Genomic DNA, 16,775 nt, shown 5'->3' on the forward strand with positions numbered 1-16,775 from the left:
GAATTACTTTTTGTTGCCAACTGCGCCATCGAGCCATTCAGAGAAATCTTTGCCCAATACCGGATGACGAACACCGTACTCAACGAAAGCCTGCATGTAGCCCAGCTTGTTACCACAGTCATGGCTCACGCCTTTCAGGTGATAAGCTTCAACAGTCTCTTTTTCCATCAGCATCGCGATGGAATCAGTCAGCTGAACTTCACCGCCTGCACCTGGAGGGGTTTTTGCCAGCAGTGGCCAGATGTCTGAAGAGAGAACATAACGACCAACTACAGCCAGGTTTGAAGGCGCTTCTGTCGCTTTTGGCTTCTCAACCACACCGACCATTGGTGCGCTGTCGCCTGGGTTCAGTTCTGCGCCCTGGCAATCGACAACACCGTAAGCAGTCACATCGGCAACCGGCTCAACCATGATCTGGCTGCGGCCAGACTCTTCATAACGGCTCAGCATTTCTGCCAGGTTATCTTTGGTTGGGTTAGATTCGTATTCGTCGATGATGACGTCTGGCAGGATGACCGCAAATGGCTCATCACCGATCAGTGGATGTGCACACATAACAGCGTGACCCAGACCTTTAGCGATGCCCTGACGGACCTGCATGATGGTAACGTGTGGCGGGCAGATAGACTGGATTTCGTCCAGCAGCTGACGCTTAACGCGTTTTTCCAGCATTGATTCCAGTTCGAAGCTGGTATCAAAGTGGTTTTCGATGGCATTTTTTGATGAATGCGTTACCAGCACAATCTCGTTGATGCCAGCAGCGATACACTCGTTAACGACATACTGGATTAACGGCTTATCAACCAGCGGTAACATCTCTTTTGGAATCGCTTTGGTAGCCGGGAGCATACGCGTACCCAAACCCGCTACCGGGATTACCGCTTTTTTTACTTTGGTATTATTGGCAGACATTAAGATACCTCTCTTATAGGCCGTTCAAGTTAATACTTGATATGTCGGTTTAAAATCGGAAATGAGTATATCAGTTAGTATCGAACGGATTTATCCTGGAAGGGACCAAACCGTCGAAATTAAGACTATTACCCAACTGTAAAGCTAAACTCTGGCCCTGTCTTCAGCGCCAGAATTCCTGTGTTATTACGGCTTATTCTTCCGTCGACAGCATCAGCCGGATGCGCCCGCCCGCGCCCCAGACGTGGCATTGCCAGTTTTCTGCGCGCTGACTGATCTGGTTAAGATGGGTGCTGCCCATAGTGCCAAGGGGGACGCCATTACTGAGTTGAATCTGATGGGCATGAACATGAAGGGTGGCATTTAATCCGGCCGAAACCAGGATTAAATTTTTTAAACCGCGGTGATAATAACCCACCAGCAACGGGAACTGACCGCTCAGGTTCGCCTGACGCAGCAGCAGATTGACCTGTCTGAGCAAGCCATTAAGCTCCGGCAAGCGCTGTTTTTGCCCGGTCAACTGCTCCTGCAGCAGGCCATTAAACAGCGCCCGCAGCAACAGAGCCGCCAGCACGCCGTTGTCACCGGCCCGCGTCACATCCAGACAGTAAAACGCCAGATCTTTATCGGAGAGCGCCGCGATATCCAGCACCAGCCCAGGCTGCTCCGCCATCGTCAGCTGACGGTAATTAACCCGGCAGTTAGCAATCGTCTGTTGCACCGGAGGCTGGAGTTGCTTGAGCAGCTTGGCAGCGGCTTTGGGATCGCGAACCAGTGCATCCCAGTCCTGGAACAGCTGTTCATCCTCTTCCACTTTCGAGGTGAACATAGAGGGATAGAGACACTCATAGACCGCTTCACGGAAGCGTTCGAAATTCTTCAGTGGCTTGAGCAGCACATCCTGTACCCCGAGACGCAGCACGTGGGCAATATCAGACATGTTTTCGGTGGCCGAGATAATTAAAATCGGCACGACGTTGCCACGGGTACGAATGTGTTCAACGAACTGGATGCCACTCATACGGGGCATTTCCAGATCGCAGATAATCAGGTCGACAGTATGCTGTTGTAGTTGTGCAATTGCTTCCAGACCATCTTCCGCTTGTAACGTCACAGCACCCATCGATAACAAAAATTGGTCCAGCAACGAACGGAAAACAGCCTCATCTTCGACAATGAGTATCTTTTTGCCGAGTAGTGGTTTTTCCATTCTTTCCCCCTGCGTACCAGATATTTCAATAGTGGTTCATAAAACGCAGTTGCGCCTTTCAGAATTGCCCGAAGTCACCGCTTTGAATGAACAACTTCATTATCTGCCACGGACCAGTGGTAATAGTTCATCCATTTTCTTCTCTACGGCGGCCCTGCCTGCCTCGATAGCCTCTTCAGCACGATGAAAGTCCAGCGTCGAAATTTGCGGACAGACCGGCTGGATCAAAACATCAGGCGGATCGCCTGCCATGCGGTTTCGTTTAAGGCGATTCTCCAGTACCTGAATTGAGGTGGACATAATCTCCATCGCGCCAGGCGACTGAGAGGCACGGCGCTGGGTGAAATTCACCAGGCGCTGTCGCAACTTCCCACCCCAACTCAATGCCGCTGCGGCGGCTTCTTCTTCACTGTTCTGAGGTGTAACGGAAAAGAGATCCTGCTGCATTAAATGCGCGTCGTGCTGTAAATCAACGGCGATCACAATGTCTGCCCCCAGGGCGCGGGTCAGTGAGATCGGCACCGGATTGACCACGGCACCATCCACCAGCCAATACCCATTGTAGCCCACCGGCGGCAATAAACCTGGCATACTGCACGATGCGCGAACGGCCTGATGCAGATCGCCCTCGGTCAGCCAGAGTTCACGGCCGGTGCTGAGGTTGGTTGCCACCACACCAAAAGGTTTATTACAGTGCTCAATCGCATCATTGGGGATCAGCTGACGAACATGGCTGAACACCCGCTCGCCGCGTAACAGGCCACCCCGCTGCCAGGAGACATCCATCAGGCGAATAACATCCCAGTAGCGAAATGCACTGACCCATTTCTGCATCAGCGGCAGGCGGTTATTGACATAGGCAGACCCGACTAATGCCCCGACAGAGCAGCCCGCGACGACGTCGATCTCAATACCTGCACGTTCCAGCGCGTTGATCACGCCGATGTGCGCCCATCCCTTGGCCGCTCCAGACCCCAGAGCCAATCCAATTTTTACCTTTCTCATTTGTATCTGGTCCTGCCGTCAATACGTAGCGTCACAACGTGGGGTCAGCTAACATAGCGCGCCTGTGAAATCGACTCATCATTCCCTGGAGATAATGTGTCAGAAACCTGCCCATGTTGTAGCGGAGAGCAGTATAGCGTATGTTGCGAGCCCTTTCTGCAGGGCAACCAGATTCCTGTTACAGCTGAACAACTTATGCGATCCCGTTATTGCGCTTATGTTCAGCAGAACGCGGAATATCTGGTTGCGACCTGGCATCCTGAGAAACGTCATCCGGCGTTGTCAGGGCTTTTATCTGAAAGTTTTCCGGGAACCACCTGGCTTAGCCTGAATGTAACCCGTTGTAATCATGGAAGCCATGAGAACGAAGCTTTCGTCACCTTTTTTGCGCGATACCGCGAGAAAACCAACATTCACACCATTCATGAGTGTTCACGCTTTCTTCGTGAGGATCAACGCTGGTACTATGTTGACGGTACAAAACCGCCCGTGGGGCGTAACGATCCCTGTCCGTGCGGCAGTGGCAAAAAATACAAAAAATGTTGTGGTTAAGCTGATGGCTGCCTCAGCGGTTTACCCCTAATGCTTTGACAGGACTCAATTGAGATGCAAGCGCAAACCATGCAAAGAAAAGTTTTACGAACCATTTGTCCCGATGCAAAAGGTCTGATCGCCAAAATCACCAATATTTGTTACAAGCACGAACTCAATATCGTGCAGAACAATGAGTTTGTTGATCATCGCACCGGGCGTTTTTTCATGCGCACCGAGCTGGAAGGGATTTTCAACGATAATACCCTGCTCGCCGACCTCGACAGCGCCCTGCCAAAGGGTTCCGTGCGTGAACTGCACAGCGCCGGTCGTCGTCGCGTAGTGATTCTGGTCACCAAAGAGGCGCACTGCCTGGGCGATCTGTTGATGAAGAGCGCGTTTGGCGGCCTGGATATGGAAATTGCGGCGGTCATTGGTAACCACGATACGCTGCGTTCTCTGGTTGAGCGTTTCGACATTCCATTTGCGCTGGTGAGTCATGAGGGGCTGACGCGGGAAGAGCACGATAACCGCATGGTGGAAGAGATTGACCGCTATCAGCCGGATTACGTGGTGCTGGCGAAATATATGCGTGTTCTGACCCCTGCTTTCGTGCAGCGTTATCCGAACCAGATCATCAATATTCACCACTCGTTCCTGCCGGCCTTTATCGGTGCCCGTCCTTACCATCAGGCTTATGAGCGCGGCGTGAAGATCATCGGTGCCACCGCGCACTACGTGAATGATAATCTCGATGAAGGCCCAATCATTATGCAGGATGTGATCAATGTCGATCACAGCTACACCGCCGATGAGATGATGCGCGCCGGTCGCGACGTAGAAAAAAATGTCCTGAGCAACGCACTCTACAAAGTGCTGGGGCAGCGCGTGTTCGTTTACGGCAACCGTACGATTATTCTTTAAGCAGCCAGCGCGCTGAATTGTCTGCAGATTCAGCGCTACGCGTAAAAAGTGGGCAAACAGTTGTGGTTTTGCCAGTGGGCGCTTTACACCCTTATCGCATTTGGTATGATGCGCCCCGCTTTAAGAGAGAAAGATTCAGGCCATGGTGGGATTCCCGAGCGGCCAAAGGGAGCAGACTGTAAATCTGCCGTCACAGACTTCGAAGGTTCGAATCCTTCTCCCACCACCATCTGAATCATCTTAAGCCTCTTCAATATATCCCTGGTGGGATTCCCGAGCGGCCAAAGGGAGCAGACTGTAAATCTGCCGTCACAGACTTCGAAGGTTCGAATCCTTCTCCCACCACCATCTTGCATATCGCACTCCATCCCAAAACGAATTCTGAAGCTTCCTGTTCTGCGGGGAGAGGGATGAGAACCTTCGATCGAGGTTCGGGTCGAGCATTGCGAGACAACGCGCTTCAGCGCGGCCCGAAGGGTGAGGCGCAACGCGCCGAATAATCCTTCTCCCACCACCATCTCGTATGTCGCACTTAATCCCAAAACAAATTCTGAAGCTTCCTGTTCTGCCCATCTGCACTAACAGCTAATCCCTTATCCGCTTTCGCACAATCTTCCCCTGTTCCGTCATGACTTTATGCATAAAAATCGCTACCATCTGCGGCTATCACTTGCTGAACAATGGTCGATCTCATGAAATTTGTTTCATTTAACATCAATGGGTTGCGTGCCCGCCCGCATCAGCTTCAGGCGCTTGTCGAACAGCATCAGCCCGATGTTATCGGTCTGCAGGAAACCAAGGTCCATGACGACATGTTCCCGCTGGAAGAGGTCTCAAAGCTCGGCTATCACGTCTTCTATCATGGACAGAAAGGCCATTATGGCGTGGCGTTGTTAACCAAAGCTCAGCCGGTGTCAGTGAGCCGGGGCTTTCCGGGCGATGACGAAGAGTCCCAGCGCCGCCTGATCATCGCGGAAATCCACAGCCCGATCGGCGACATCACCGTGATTAATGGCTATTTCCCGCAGGGCGAAAGCCGCGACCATCCCACCAAGTTTCCGGCTAAAGAGAAGTTCTACCGCGATCTTCAGCGTCTGCTGACCGACGATCTGCCTGCCGATAAACCGGTTCTGATTATGGGCGACATGAATATCAGCAGCACCGATTTGGATATCGGTATTGGCGAAGATAGCCGCAAGCGCTGGCTGCGCACCGGCAAATGCTCCTTCCTGCCGGAAGAGCGCGAGTGGATGGATCGCCTGCTGAGCTGGGGACTGGTTGATACCTGGCGTGAGCAGAACCCGGAAGTGGCGGACCGATTCTCGTGGTTCGATTACCGTTCGAAAGGGTTTGACGATAATCGCGGGTTACGTATCGATCTGGTGCTGGCAAGTAAAAACCTCGCGTCGCACTGCATTGAGACAGGCATTGATTACGATATCCGAAGTATGGAAAAACCTTCTGACCATGCGCCCATCTGGTCAACCTTCCGCTTTTAACTGACGGTCGCGTGGCAGAGCGCCACGCGACGGCTATTTCACTATCTTCCAGATCAGGTTATTGGTGCCAATGGAGTGTTCATCCCGGGTGCATTGCAACAATACGCCTTCTGATTTCACCACCGCGCCTTCCGTGTAGTTACGGTTCTCGAAGATACAGCAGCGGAGACAGTCAGGCTGACGTCTCTCTGCCTGCGACCAGGCCTCTGGCGGAATATCCACCACCACATCGGTGTTTCCACCGTTATTACCCTGTTGTGGCATCGACTGATAACGACTGTTCGCCTGTGCCGCGCTGGTCGCCAGCGCCAGAACTGCGACCAGTAATACTGAATAACGCCTCATTCCGTCTCCTTCACTTTACGCCTGGTTTTGCGCACCGGACGTTTCTGTCCGGTGGACGGTAATCCCCGAAAGGCATGCGCCGCAGGCTGCTGTCGCGCCTGCTGGATAATTCCGGTTAAGGTCTGCACCAGCGGCTGCATGAACTCATCATAGCGGCAGGCCTTTTCGCTGATACGCGTCAGTGTCGATTCCCACTGCGCGGTCATATCCGGGCGGGCTGCCAGATCGGGTAAAGAGTGAATCAGGGCGCGCCCGGCATCCGTCGAATTGATGTAACGGCCCTTCTTCACCAGGAAGCCACGACGAAACAGTAATTCAATAATGCCGGCGCGTGTGGCTTCCGTTCCTAAACCATCGGTCGCACGCAGCACTTTCTTTAATTCTTTATCCTGAACGAAACGGGCAATACCGGTCATCGCCGAGAGAATGGTGGCGTCGGTGAACGGGCGCGGTGGCTGCGTCTGCTTCGCCAGCACTTCGCCGCGCTCGCACAGCAGCTCATCCCCTTTCGCCACCACCGGCAGCGGCATGCCGTCGTTCTCTTCATCCCGCTCTTTGCTGCCCAGAAGCGCGCGCCAGCCCGCTTCTGCGAGGAAGCGCGCTTTGGCTACGAATTTGCCGCCCGCAATATCAAGGTCGATCACACATTTGCGGAATACCGAATCCGGGCAGAACTGCATCAGATACTGGCGCGCCACCAGTTCGTAAATATTCTGTTCATTTTCACTGAGCTTTACCGCGCTGGAACGGGCCGTGGGAATAATGGCGTGATGGGCATCGACTTTTTTATCATCCCAGCAGCGGTTTCTGCGATCGACATCGAAATCCGTCGGAGGAGTCAGCTGAGACTGATGCGCCTGTATCGCCTTTAACACCGCATGACGACCGGCAAAATGCTCTTCAGGCAGATAACGGCTGTCCGAACGGGGATAGGTAATCAGCTTGTGGGTTTCATAGAGCCGCTGGCAGGTATCCAGCACCGTCTGCGCACTGAGTCCGTAGCGTTTAGCGGCTTCGATCTGCAGGCTGGAGAGAGAGAATGGCAGCGGAGCCACCTCATTTTCGCGCTTATCACTGTAGGCGCTGACGATCGCGGGCTGGCCGGTGATACGCGCCACCACATGATCGGCCAGCGCGCGTTTGAGCAGCCGGCTCTCTTCATCCTGCCAGGGCTCACAGGCTTCGCTGGGGATCCAGCTGGCGATAAACTGAGTGCCGTCAGGCGTGATAATATGCGCCTTCACTTCGAAGTAATCTTTCGGCACGAAGTTTTCGATCTCTTCATCACGCCGGACCACCAGCCCCAGCACCGGCGTCTGCACCCGACCGACCGAGAGCACACCGTCGTAGCCCGCATTGCGGCCCAGCAGCGTCCAGGCACGAGTCATGTTGATGCCGTAGAGCCAGTCCGCACGGGCGCGGGCCAGCGCAGAGACGCACAGCGGGATAAACTCGCGATTCTCACGCAGCCGGTTTATGGCCCGGTCTACTGCCTGAGGGTTGAGATCGTTGATCAGACAGCGCTGCACTTTTCTGCGTTTCTCAGCGGGCAGGTTCAGGTAATCGAGCACCTCATCCACCAGCAACTGCCCTTCCCGATCCGGGTCACCGGCATGTACCACTTCACTCGCCTGCGCCAGCAAACCCTCAACCACCTTCAGCTGCTTTGCAACAGAAGGACGGGGTTTCAGCTGCCACTTTTCCGGAATGATTGGCAGATCGGCCAGCGACCAGCGCGCGTAACGGCTGTCATAGCTGTCGGGTTGCGCCTGCTCCAGAAGATGGCCTACACACCAGGTGACGATCTGATCGTTGCCGCAGGCAATGAATCCATCACCACGTCGATGCGGTTTCGGCAGCACATCTGCGATAGCACGCCCAAGGCTCGGTTTTTCCGCAATAAACAAACGCATTGAATCAGGACATCCTTAACATCAGGGGAACACAGTGATAACCGGTTGTTCGCTGTCGGTTGGAATCTCGCGGGCTATGTTAGCCTGGCTGGTCTTCTGGCGTAAGCATGACGCGCGGTGTTAGCGATCGTTCGCACAGGAACCGTGCAACAGGCAGGGCTGGAAAGCACCCTGCCGGAACCGGACAGGCAGATCAGAAGTATCGGACGAAAGGCGCAGTGTCTGGCGGGAGCACCGTAGTGCTGGATTTCAGTTGCGGGGTGCCCAGGTAGAGGAAGCCGACGATGGCATCCTGCTCGCGGCAGCCAAAGCCCTGGCGTACCTGCTCATCATCGGTCCACGCACCGCTGCGCCAGATACCATTGTAACCCTGAGCCACGGCCGCCATTTGCATCGCCATCACGGCACAGCTGGCCGAGGCGATCTGTTCCCAGCGGGGCACTTTGTGGTGCTCTTCACAATGGGCCACCACCGTGATGATCATCGGCGCGCGAAACGGCGCCTGGCTCGCTTTGTTAATCGCCTTTTCATCCAGCTGATTATCACGTGCTGCCTTCTCAAGCAGCTGACTCATCCGGTCGCGGCCTTCATTTTCCACAATGATAAAGCGCCAGGGTTGCAGCGTGCCGTGATCCGGGGCGCGCATACCTGCCCGCAGGATATTTTCCAGTGCGTCACCCGCGGGTGCTGGCTCAGTCAGGCGTGAGGCCGAACGTCGGTTGACCAGTAACTCCAGTGCGTCCATGTTTCTCTCCCGATCTCTGTAATGTTGCCGTTATCCTGGCACAGGCAGATTTTTTGTAACAGTGCGCAGTGATTTCCTGCTGACTTTTAACACGCTGCTCTTTAGGATGAGCTCGTCGGGGAAGTCTGGTCCGCGCGGCGGCCACTTCCTGCTACATATTTATGGAGAGTCTGATGCGCACATTGTGGCGAATAATTGCAGGTCTGTTCCGCTGGAGCTGGCGGGTACTGAATTTTATCAGGGAATTTATTCTGAATATTTTCCTGATTTTGTTGATTGTGGTGGGTGTTGGGATCTGGTTACAGGTCAGCGGTTCGGGCGGCAGTTCGGCGCCGATCCAGCAAGGCGCACTGAAAGTCGATCTTAGCGGCGTGCTGGTGGATAAACCGTCAGTGAGCAACCGTCTGAGTAAAATCGGCCGCCAGTTGCTGGGTGCCAGCAGTGACCGTTTACAGGAAAACTCGCTGTTTGATGTGGTCGACGCGATTCGCCAGGCAAAAGGCGACAGCAACATCAAAGGCATGGTGCTCGACTTACGTGAATTTGCCGGTGGCGATCAGCCTTCACTGCAATACGTAGGCAAAGCGCTGCGTGAATTCCGTGATAGCGGTAAGCCGATTTATGCCCTGGGCGACAGTTACAGCCAGGCACAATACTACCTTGCCAGCTACGCCACCAAAATCTATCTGTCACCGCAGGGCACTGTAGATCTGCATGGCTTCGCCACCAACGGGCTTTACTACAAAACGCTGCTGGATAAGCTGAAAGTCACCTCGCACGTCTTCCGCGTCGGGACTTATAAATCAGCAGTTGAGCCATTCCTGCGTGATGATATGTCCCCTGCTGCACGGGATGCTGACAGCCGCTGGGTCGGTCAGCTGTGGCAGAACTACCTGAACACCGTGGCAGCCAATCGCCAGATTACCCCGGAACAACTCTTCCCGGGCGCAGCGGCGATTATTGCCGGATTAAATGCGGTGAAAGGCGATACCGCGCAATATGCACTGGATAACAAGCTGGTCGATGCGCTGGGTTCCCGTGCAGCGGCCGATGAAGAGCTGGTAAAAACCTTTGGTCTGGATAAGCAGAGCAACGATTATCGCAGCGTCAGCATCTATGACTACAGCGTGAAACCGGCCTCCTCGCAGGATGGCAATATCGCCGTCGTGATGGCCAGCGGAGCGATCATGGATGGCGAAGAGACGCCGGGCAACGTCGGTGGCGACACCACGGCCGCTGAGATTCGTGATGCGCGTCTCGATCCGAAAATCAAAGCGATCATTCTGCGGGTGAACAGTCCGGGTGGCAGCGTAACGGCTTCGGAAGCGATTCGTGAAGAGCTGGCGGCGGCTCAGGCAGCCGGCAAGCCGATCGTGGTTTCAATGGGCGGTATGGCGGCATCCGGCGGTTACTGGATTTCTACGCCTGCCAGCTACATTGTGGCGAACCCAAGCACGCTGACCGGCTCGATTGGTATCTTCGGTGTGATTAATACGCTGGAGAACAGTCTGGACAGCATTGGCGTGCACACGGATGGTGTTGCGACCTCCCCGCTGGCGGATATCTCGACCACCAAAGCGCTGCCAACGGAAGTTCAGCAGATGATGCAGCTGACTATCGAAAATGGCTACCGCAACTTTGTGGGTCTGGTGGCGAAGTCCCGTCATAAAACGCCAGAGCAGATTGATGCGATTGCACAGGGCCACGTCTGGACCGGTAGTGATGCCAAAGCCAACGGTCTGGTTGATGCGCTGGGTGACTTCGATGATGCCGTGAAGAAAGCCGGTGAACTGGCGAAAGTCAGTAAGCCGATGCTGAGCTGGTATCAGGATGATCCGAGCTTCCTGGATATGATGCTGAGCCAGATGAATGCCTCTGTGCAGGCGGTATTGCCGCATACGCTGAAAGCCTGGCTGCCCGCACCGATGCTGGATGTCATGAATGCCATGAAAGCCCAGCCGGGTCTGTTCGACAAGCAGAACGATCCTCAGAACCGTTATGCCTTCTGCCTGAACTGCGGCGAAGTGCGATAAACCTCTCAGCCCGGCCGCTGGTCGGGCTGCTTTTCCCCGCTATTCCCCTTATACTGCGCGTTTTATGGCGAGTCTGAGTTCTCTAATGCAAAAGAAAAACATCTACGTAGCCTACACTGGCGGGACAATCGGTATGCAGCGCTCAGCGCAGGGCTATATTCCGGTCTCCGGACACCTGCAAGAGCAGCTGGCCAACATGCCCGAGTTCCACCGCCCCGAGATGCCTGATTTCACCATTCATGAATATCAGCCGCTGATCGACTCTTCCGACATGACCCCGGAAGACTGGCAGTCTATTGCCGAAGATATCCGTCAAAACTACGATCGCTACGATGGTTTTGTCATTCTGCATGGCACTGACACCATGGCGTTTACCGCCTCTGCGCTCTCCTTTATGCTGGAAAATCTGGCCAAGCCGGTGATCGTGACCGGTTCGCAGATTCCCCTGGCAGAGCTGCGCTCAGATGGTCAGCAGAACCTGTTAAATTCGCTCTATGTGGCGGCCAATTATCCGATCAGCGAAGTGTCACTGTTTTTCAATAACACGCTCTATCGCGGCAACCGTACCACTAAGGCCCATGCCGACGGCTTCAACGCTTTTGCTTCGCCAAACCTGTCTGCGCTGCTGGAAGCGGGCATTCATATTCGCCGCCTCAATACGCCGCCTGCCCCGTCTGGTCAGGGCGAACTGAAGGTTCACACCATTACGCCTCAGCCTATTGGCGTGGTGACCATCTATCCGGGAATTTCGGCAGACGTGGTGCGTAACTTCCTGCGTCAGCCGGTAAAAGCGCTGATCCTGCGCTCTTATGGTGTGGGTAACGCGCCACAGAACAAAGAATTCCTGGCCGAACTTCAGCAGGCCAGTGAGCGTGGCATCGTAGTGGTGAACCTCACCCAGTGTATTTCTGGCAAGGTCAATATGGGCGGCTATGCCACCGGTAATGCGCTGGAAGAGGCTGGCGTGATCAGCGGATTTGACCTGACGGTAGAAGCCGCGTTAACCAAGCTACACTTTTTACTCAGCCAGGATCTTTCGGCCGACCAAATCCGTGCGAAGATGCAGCAGAACCTGCGCGGCGAACTGACCGAAGACTGAAACGGAGCAATATGTAATGAAGCGGGCACTCATCATTATTGATATTCAGAACGATTTTTGCCCTGGCGGACCGATGGCAGTCCATGAGGGCGACCACACGGTCGAGGTGGCAAATCGTTACGCGCGTATGTTCCGTGAAAACGGGGAATGCGTACTGGCCCTGCAGGACTGGCACCCGGCCGATCACGGCAGTTTTGCCTCGGTCTCCGGTGAGCCGGTCTATACGCTGGGCGAATTGAATGGTCTGGCGCAGATCTGGTGGCCGGATCACGGCATTCAGGGCTCGACGGGCGCGGATTTCCATCCTGGCCTGGATCGTTCACTGTTTGATGCGACGTTCCACAAAGGTGAAGACCAGGATGTCGACAGTTACAGCGCCTTTTTTGACAACGGCCATCGCCGTAAAACCGAGCTGGACAGCTGGCTGCGTGAGCGTGGCATTACCCATCTGGTGATGCTGGGGCTGGCGACGGATTACTGCGTGAAATATAGCGTGCTGGATGCGCTGGAACTGGGGTATCACGTTGAGGTGGTGAAAGAGGGTTGCCGCGGCGTGAACCTGAATCCTGAGGACAGTGAGATCGCTTTTGCTCAAATGACCGCTCAGGGCGCGATTCTGATTTAAAAAAGGAGCTGGCGTTACGCCAGCTTTTTTTATGCCGTCAGTGCAGGTGGATGCGGGTCACATCCGGATCAATGCCGAACTCTTCTTTCAGCTCTTTTTTCGTCTTCATCACCATCTCGCCACCTTTGGCAATGGTCATGTGCTGTGGCGCATCGTTGTGCCTCGCCTGCCACATCATCACCAGCTGCAGGCAGTTGTCGCGCTGCTCCTGAGTCAGTGCCACGCCATCCGGCCACTTTCCAATCTCCACTGCCGTCGCCAGCCGCTGATAGACTTCAGGCGTCATTGACGCAAGCATAGCTTCAAGTTGTTCCTTCATCGCCGTTACCCTTTGGTCTGTTCGCCCTGCTCGTCAGTAAAATTCAGCGAGGCGGAGTTAACACAGTAGCGTTCGCCGGTCGGTTGCGGACCATCGGGGAAGACATGCCCCAGATGCGCATCGCAGCTGCCACAGCGGATCTCAACACGCTGCATGCCGTGTGAATTATCTTCGATGTAGCGAATAGCATCGTCACTGAACGGCTGATAGAAACTGGGCCAGCCACAGCCAGAATCATATTTGGTCTCTGAGAGAAAAAGTGGCGCCTCACAGACCAGGCAGTGGTAGATCCCTTCCTGCTTGTTGTGCAGCAGTGCGCCGCTGTAAGGCGGTTCCGTTCCGCGTTGCTGAGTCACATAACGCTGCATTTCTGTCAGCTCGGCGATTTTTGCGTCGGGTGCGGTGTCTTTAGCCATTTTTAGGATTCCGGGGAAGTGCCATTCTGAAAAATTCGACTATTATTCTAACAAATGATCAACATTACCGGGTCTTTTTTTGTGCTCACCCTTTCATGCCGTCCACTGCAAAGCGTAATTGTGACTTCGATCACCTTTTATCCCGGGCATCCCTATATATTCGGCGATTGATTCGACGAAACGCGATATCATTGGCGGCGCGCAAGCGGTTGCGCATCGAATTATTCCTATCAGGCGAATTGACCTGTCGCAACAATTGACACGATTCCGCTTGACGCCTGGTAAGGTTTTTGTAATTTTACAGGCAACCTTTTATTCACTAACCAATAGCTGGTGGAATATATGACTATCAAAGTAGGTATCAATGGTTTCGGCCGTATCGGTCGCATCGTTTTCCGTGCTGCTCAAAAGCGTTCTGACATCGAAATCGTTGCTATCAACGACCTGCTGGACGCGGATTACATGGCGTACATGCTGAAGTATGACTCTACTCACGGTCGTTTCGACGGCACCGTAGAAGTTCAGGATGGCGCACTGGTGGTTAACGGTAAAAAAATCCGTGTTACTGCTGAACGTGATCCAGCGAACCTGAAGTGGGATGAAGTAGGCGTTGACGTTGTTGCTGAAGCAACCGGTATCTTCCTGACCGACGAAACCGCGCGTAAACACATCACCGCAGGTGCTAAGAAAGTCGTTCTGACCGGTCCATCTAAAGATGACACCCCAATGTTTGTTCGTGGTGCAAACTTCGACAAATATGATGGCCAGGATATCGTTTCTAACGCCTCCTGTACCACCAACTGCCTGGCACCGCTGGCAAAAGTCATCAACGACAAATTCGGTATCGTTGAAGGTCTGATGACCACTGTTCACGCTACCACTGCTACCCAGAAAACCGTTGATGGCCCGTCTCACAAAGACTGGCGCGGCGGCCGCGGCGCATCGCAGAACATCATCCCTTCATCAACTGGCGCAGCTAAAGCCGTTGGTAAAGTTCTGCCAGAGCTGAACGGCAAACTGACCGGTATGGCATTCCGCGTACCAACCCCTAACGTTTCCGTTGTTGACCTGACCGTGCGTCTGGAAAAAGCGGCTTCTTACAAAGAAATCTGTGCTGCAATCAAAGCAGCTGCAGAAGGTGAGATGAAAGACGTTCTGGGCTACGTTGAAGATGACGTGGTTTCTACCGACTTCAATGGCGAAATCCTGACTTCAGTGTTTGACGCTAAAGCCGGTATCGCGCTGAACGACAACTTTGTGAAACTGGTTTCCTGGTACGATAACGAAACTGGCTACTCAAACAAAGTTCTCGACCTGATTGCACTGGTTTCTGCTAAATAAGGCAGCCAGACATCATTGAGAATAAGGGCGACTTCGGTCGCCCTTTTTTTATCCGCACAGGAAGGAATCGAACATGCAAGATAAGCTGTTTTCTCTGCCGGTGGTGAACCAGATCTCCCCTTACCTCTCACAGCGTCAGGTGGGGGAACTCCCGGCGATTGTGATCAGTCACCCTAAAGTGCGGGCAGCAGTCACTTTGCAGGGCGCGCATCTGATCGCCTGGCAGCCGAGTGGCGAAAAGCCGGTACTCTGGCTGAGCGATAAGAGTCTCTTCTCACCAGGTAAAGCGATTCGTGGCGGCGTACCGATCTGCTGGCCGTGGTTTGGCCCGGCAGGCGAACCGGCGCACGGTTTTGCCCGTGTTCAGCCGTGGAAGCTGACGGCGCATGATGAGAATGAAGATGGCGTGATGCTGACGCTGGTGCTGGAGAGCAACGCACAGACGCTGAAGCTCTGGCCGCATGAGTTTACTCTGATTGCCCGCTTCCGCCTGGGCCAGCATTGTGAGATTGAGCTGGAAGCCTATGGCGACTATGAAGCCACGGCAGCGCTGCACAGCTACTTCACCGTCAGCGACATCAACGGTGTTGAGGTCTCCGGTCTGGGCAACCGCTATATCGACAAAGTGAATAACGGTGAGGTTGCCAGCAGCGATGGCAGGCAACGTTATCCTGGACGCATCGATCGTATCTTTACCGCAGCAGAAGATTGCTCGGTCATTAATGATACGACGGGTGAGCGACAGATTGAGGTTTATCACCATCATCATAGTGACGTTGTCACGTGGAATCCTGGTGTTGAACTCTCCTGCAGCATGTCGGACATGGCGAATGAAGGTTACAAAACCATGGTCTGCGTAGAGACGGCGCGCATAAGCAAACCGTTACGCAGCGCGGGTGAGAAGCCAGCACGACTGGCCACGACGTTCCGCCTGAAGAAGAAAGCCGCAGCCATCGACAAGGTCAACGGCTAAACGATATCCAGCGGTAACTTATGCTGTGGTGCTGGCCAGGCACGATCGATGAGCTGCAACTCTTCATCGGTCAGCACGCCCCCCAGCGCCGCAGCGTTTTCCTGAACGTGAACCACAGAACTTGCTTTAGGAATGGCAATCACTCCAGGCTGACGAATCACCCAGGCCAGCAGGAGTTGCGCTATGCTGATGCCCTTCTGCTGTGCAATCTGAGTCAGTACCGGGTCGGTGAAGAGTGAGTCACGCAACCTTCCCGCCTGTGCCAGCGGACAATAGGCCATCACCGGCATTCCACGCTGCTGACACGCTGGCAGCAGATCAAATTCAATACCGCGTGACGCCAGATGGTAGAGCACCTGATTAGTCGTACACTCATTCCCTTGCGGTTCATCCCACAGTTCGGCCATATCCTCTGTGTCAAAATTCGAGACGCCCCAGTGACGGATCTTGCCCTGCTGCTGCAGACGTTCCATGGCACGAAGGGTCTCTTCAAGCGGAACATTGCCACGCCAGTGCAACAGATAGAGGTCAAGATAATCGGTCTGCAGACGGCGGAGGCTCCGTTCACAGGCTTCGATGGCATCCACTTCGCCTGCATTCCACGGATAGACTTTTGACACCAGCAGAGCCTTGTCGCGACGCCCCAGCAGGGCCTGCCCGACCACCTCTTCAGCTCCGCCGTCTGCGTACATTTCGGCGGTATCAATCAACTGCAAACCACACTCAAGACCCACCTGTAACGCAGCGACTTCTTTGTCACGCTGGGCCCGGTTTTCGCCCATATACCAGGTACCCTGGCCAATGACCGGCAGGTCGTTGAAGCCAGCAAAATTAATCGTGTTGTGCATTCAGCTCTCCCACCCCATTCCAGGGCCCCGTAAAAGA

General features: G+C 54.3%; 17 protein-coding genes, 2 tRNA genes and 1 other RNA gene. 11 read left to right on the top strand and 9 right to left on the bottom strand.

Annotated elements, in window-relative coordinates:
* Positions 1–3: 3 nt before the first annotated feature.
* From galU to rssA, 3 genes are all read right to left on the bottom strand, one after another.
* Positions 4–912, bottom strand: a complete 909-nt coding sequence (gene galU, locus ACN1CO_RS06680; protein WP_086905923.1) for a UTP--glucose-1-phosphate uridylyltransferase GalU — start codon at positions 910–912, stop codon at positions 4–6.
* 193 nt (positions 913–1,105) lie between these two features.
* Positions 1,106–2,122 carry a two-component system response regulator RssB gene (rssB, locus tag ACN1CO_RS06685; RefSeq protein ID WP_419138342.1) on the bottom strand — a complete coding sequence of 339 codons (1,017 nt, stop codon included), beginning with the start codon at positions 2,120–2,122 and terminating at the stop codon, positions 1,106–1,108.
* 99 nt (positions 2,123–2,221) lie between these two features.
* Positions 2,222–3,127, bottom strand: a complete 906-nt coding sequence (gene rssA, locus ACN1CO_RS06690; RefSeq protein WP_033732842.1) for a patatin-like phospholipase RssA — start codon at positions 3,125–3,127, stop codon at positions 2,222–2,224.
* A gap of 96 nt (positions 3,128–3,223) precedes the next feature.
* Between rssA and ACN1CO_RS06695 the strand changes: the two genes are divergently transcribed.
* The 6 genes from ACN1CO_RS06695 to xthA all read left to right on the top strand — a co-directional run bounded on the left by ACN1CO_RS06695 (position 3,224) and on the right by xthA (position 6,081).
* A complete protein-coding gene (locus ACN1CO_RS06695; protein ID WP_419138343.1) occupies positions 3,224–3,679 on the top strand; it encodes a YchJ family protein in 456 nt (151 codons plus the stop codon).
* Positions 3,680–3,733: 54 nt separating this feature from the next.
* Positions 3,734–4,582, top strand: a complete 849-nt coding sequence (purU, locus tag ACN1CO_RS06700) for a formyltetrahydrofolate deformylase (protein WP_419138344.1) — start codon at positions 3,734–3,736, stop codon at positions 4,580–4,582.
* A 144-nt stretch (positions 4,583–4,726) separates the two neighbouring features.
* Positions 4,727–4,811: transfer RNA gene (locus ACN1CO_RS06705), tRNA-Tyr, on the top strand.
* 34 nt (positions 4,812–4,845) lie between these two features.
* Positions 4,846–4,930, top strand: a tRNA-Tyr gene (locus tag ACN1CO_RS06710).
* 41 nt (positions 4,931–4,971) lie between these two features.
* A non-coding RNA gene (locus ACN1CO_RS06715) (RtT sRNA) lies at positions 4,972–5,099 on the top strand.
* Positions 5,100–5,274: 175 nt separating this feature from the next.
* Positions 5,275–6,081, top strand: coding sequence for an exodeoxyribonuclease III (gene xthA, locus ACN1CO_RS06720; protein WP_419138345.1), 807 nt, complete (start codon positions 5,275–5,277; stop codon positions 6,079–6,081).
* A 33-nt stretch (positions 6,082–6,114) separates the two neighbouring features.
* On the opposite strand, the gene ACN1CO_RS06725 is transcribed toward xthA, so the two are convergent.
* From ACN1CO_RS06725 to ACN1CO_RS06735, 3 genes are all read right to left on the bottom strand, one after another.
* A complete protein-coding gene (locus ACN1CO_RS06725) occupies positions 6,115–6,426 on the bottom strand; it encodes a DUF1496 domain-containing protein (RefSeq protein ID WP_419138346.1) in 312 nt (103 codons plus the stop codon).
* A complete protein-coding gene (locus ACN1CO_RS06730) occupies positions 6,423–8,339 on the bottom strand; it encodes a DNA topoisomerase III (protein WP_419138347.1) in 1,917 nt (638 codons plus the stop codon). The genes ACN1CO_RS06725 and ACN1CO_RS06730 overlap by 4 nt, the downstream gene beginning before the upstream one ends.
* Positions 8,340–8,532: 193 nt before the next feature.
* The gene (locus ACN1CO_RS06735) at positions 8,533–9,084 is read right to left on the bottom strand and encodes an NAD(P)H nitroreductase (protein WP_419138348.1); all 552 of its coding nucleotides are present in this window, start codon (positions 9,082–9,084) and stop codon (positions 8,533–8,535) included.
* Positions 9,085–9,257: 173 nt separating this feature from the next.
* On the opposite strand from ACN1CO_RS06735, the gene sppA reads away from it, so the two are divergent.
* From sppA to pncA, 3 genes are all read left to right on the top strand, one after another.
* Positions 9,258–11,117 (top strand): signal peptide peptidase SppA, encoded by a 1,860-nt coding sequence (sppA, locus tag ACN1CO_RS06740; RefSeq protein WP_419138349.1) that lies wholly within the window; start codon positions 9,258–9,260, stop codon positions 11,115–11,117.
* An 85-nt stretch (positions 11,118–11,202) separates the two neighbouring features.
* Positions 11,203–12,216: an asparaginase gene (ansA, locus tag ACN1CO_RS06745; RefSeq protein ID WP_283547840.1), complete on the top strand. Its 1,014-nt coding sequence runs from the start codon at positions 11,203–11,205 to the stop codon at positions 12,214–12,216.
* 16 nt (positions 12,217–12,232) lie between these two features.
* Positions 12,233–12,841 carry a bifunctional nicotinamidase/pyrazinamidase gene (gene pncA / locus ACN1CO_RS06750; RefSeq protein WP_419138350.1) on the top strand — a complete coding sequence of 203 codons (609 nt, stop codon included), beginning with the start codon at positions 12,233–12,235 and terminating at the stop codon, positions 12,839–12,841.
* Between the two features lie 37 nt (positions 12,842–12,878).
* Here pncA and ACN1CO_RS06755 read toward each other — a convergent pair whose 3' ends face one another.
* Together ACN1CO_RS06755 and msrB are read right to left on the bottom strand one after the other, a co-directional pair.
* A complete protein-coding gene (locus ACN1CO_RS06755) occupies positions 12,879–13,160 on the bottom strand; it encodes a YeaC family protein (protein WP_419138351.1) in 282 nt (93 codons plus the stop codon).
* Between the two features lie 5 nt (positions 13,161–13,165).
* Positions 13,166–13,576 carry a peptide-methionine (R)-S-oxide reductase MsrB gene (gene msrB / locus ACN1CO_RS06760; protein WP_222925402.1) on the bottom strand — a complete coding sequence of 137 codons (411 nt, stop codon included), beginning with the start codon at positions 13,574–13,576 and terminating at the stop codon, positions 13,166–13,168.
* A gap of 342 nt (positions 13,577–13,918) precedes the next feature.
* On the opposite strand from msrB, the gene gapA reads away from it, so the two are divergent.
* Positions 13,919–14,917, top strand: a complete 999-nt coding sequence (gapA, locus tag ACN1CO_RS06765; RefSeq protein ID WP_003852747.1) for a glyceraldehyde-3-phosphate dehydrogenase — start codon at positions 13,919–13,921, stop codon at positions 14,915–14,917.
* A gap of 73 nt (positions 14,918–14,990) precedes the next feature.
* Positions 14,991–15,890: a D-hexose-6-phosphate mutarotase gene (locus ACN1CO_RS06770; protein WP_419138352.1), complete on the top strand. Its 900-nt coding sequence runs from the start codon at positions 14,991–14,993 to the stop codon at positions 15,888–15,890.
* Here ACN1CO_RS06770 and ACN1CO_RS06775 read toward each other — a convergent pair.
* Positions 15,887–16,738 carry an aldo/keto reductase gene (locus tag ACN1CO_RS06775; protein WP_419138353.1) on the bottom strand — a complete coding sequence of 284 codons (852 nt, stop codon included), beginning with the start codon at positions 16,736–16,738 and terminating at the stop codon, positions 15,887–15,889. The genes ACN1CO_RS06770 and ACN1CO_RS06775 overlap by 4 nt on opposite strands.
* Between the last annotated feature and the right edge of the window lie 37 nt (positions 16,739–16,775).

Source organism: Pantoea sp. R13S299 (genome assembly GCF_048515925.1).
Lineage (GTDB): Bacteria > Pseudomonadota > Gammaproteobacteria > Enterobacterales > Enterobacteriaceae > Pantoea.

What these genes read in the sequence shown, in the direction of transcription:
- rssB (WP_419138342.1), bottom strand. Translation starts at nt 2,122, where the DNA reads ATGGAAAAACCACTACTCGGCAAAAAGATACTCATTGTCGAAGATGAG.
- ACN1CO_RS06770 (WP_419138352.1), top strand. Translation starts at nt 14,991, where the DNA reads ATGCAAGATAAGCTGTTTTCTCTGCCGGTGGTGAACCAGATCTCCCCT.
- msrB (WP_222925402.1), bottom strand. Translation starts at nt 13,576, where the DNA reads ATGGCTAAAGACACCGCACCCGACGCAAAAATCGCCGAGCTGACAGAA.
- rssA (WP_033732842.1), bottom strand. Translation starts at nt 3,127, where the DNA reads ATGAGAAAGGTAAAAATTGGATTGGCTCTGGGGTCTGGAGCGGCCAAG.
- ACN1CO_RS06730 (WP_419138347.1), bottom strand. Translation starts at nt 8,339, where the DNA reads ATGCGTTTGTTTATTGCGGAAAAACCGAGCCTTGGGCGTGCTATCGCA.
- ACN1CO_RS06755 (WP_419138351.1), bottom strand. Translation starts at nt 13,160, where the DNA reads ATGAAGGAACAACTTGAAGCTATGCTTGCGTCAATGACGCCTGAAGTC.
- ansA (WP_283547840.1), top strand. Translation starts at nt 11,203, where the DNA reads ATGCAAAAGAAAAACATCTACGTAGCCTACACTGGCGGGACAATCGGT.
- purU (WP_419138344.1), top strand. Translation starts at nt 3,734, where the DNA reads ATGCAAGCGCAAACCATGCAAAGAAAAGTTTTACGAACCATTTGTCCC.
- ACN1CO_RS06725 (WP_419138346.1), bottom strand. Translation starts at nt 6,426, where the DNA reads ATGAGGCGTTATTCAGTATTACTGGTCGCAGTTCTGGCGCTGGCGACC.
- gapA (WP_003852747.1), top strand. Translation starts at nt 13,919, where the DNA reads ATGACTATCAAAGTAGGTATCAATGGTTTCGGCCGTATCGGTCGCATC.
- galU (WP_086905923.1), bottom strand. Translation starts at nt 912, where the DNA reads ATGTCTGCCAATAATACCAAAGTAAAAAAAGCGGTAATCCCGGTAGCG.
- sppA (WP_419138349.1), top strand. Translation starts at nt 9,258, where the DNA reads ATGCGCACATTGTGGCGAATAATTGCAGGTCTGTTCCGCTGGAGCTGG.
- ACN1CO_RS06735 (WP_419138348.1), bottom strand. Translation starts at nt 9,084, where the DNA reads ATGGACGCACTGGAGTTACTGGTCAACCGACGTTCGGCCTCACGCCTG.
- ACN1CO_RS06775 (WP_419138353.1), bottom strand. Translation starts at nt 16,738, where the DNA reads ATGCACAACACGATTAATTTTGCTGGCTTCAACGACCTGCCGGTCATT.
- pncA (WP_419138350.1), top strand. Translation starts at nt 12,233, where the DNA reads ATGAAGCGGGCACTCATCATTATTGATATTCAGAACGATTTTTGCCCT.
- xthA (WP_419138345.1), top strand. Translation starts at nt 5,275, where the DNA reads ATGAAATTTGTTTCATTTAACATCAATGGGTTGCGTGCCCGCCCGCAT.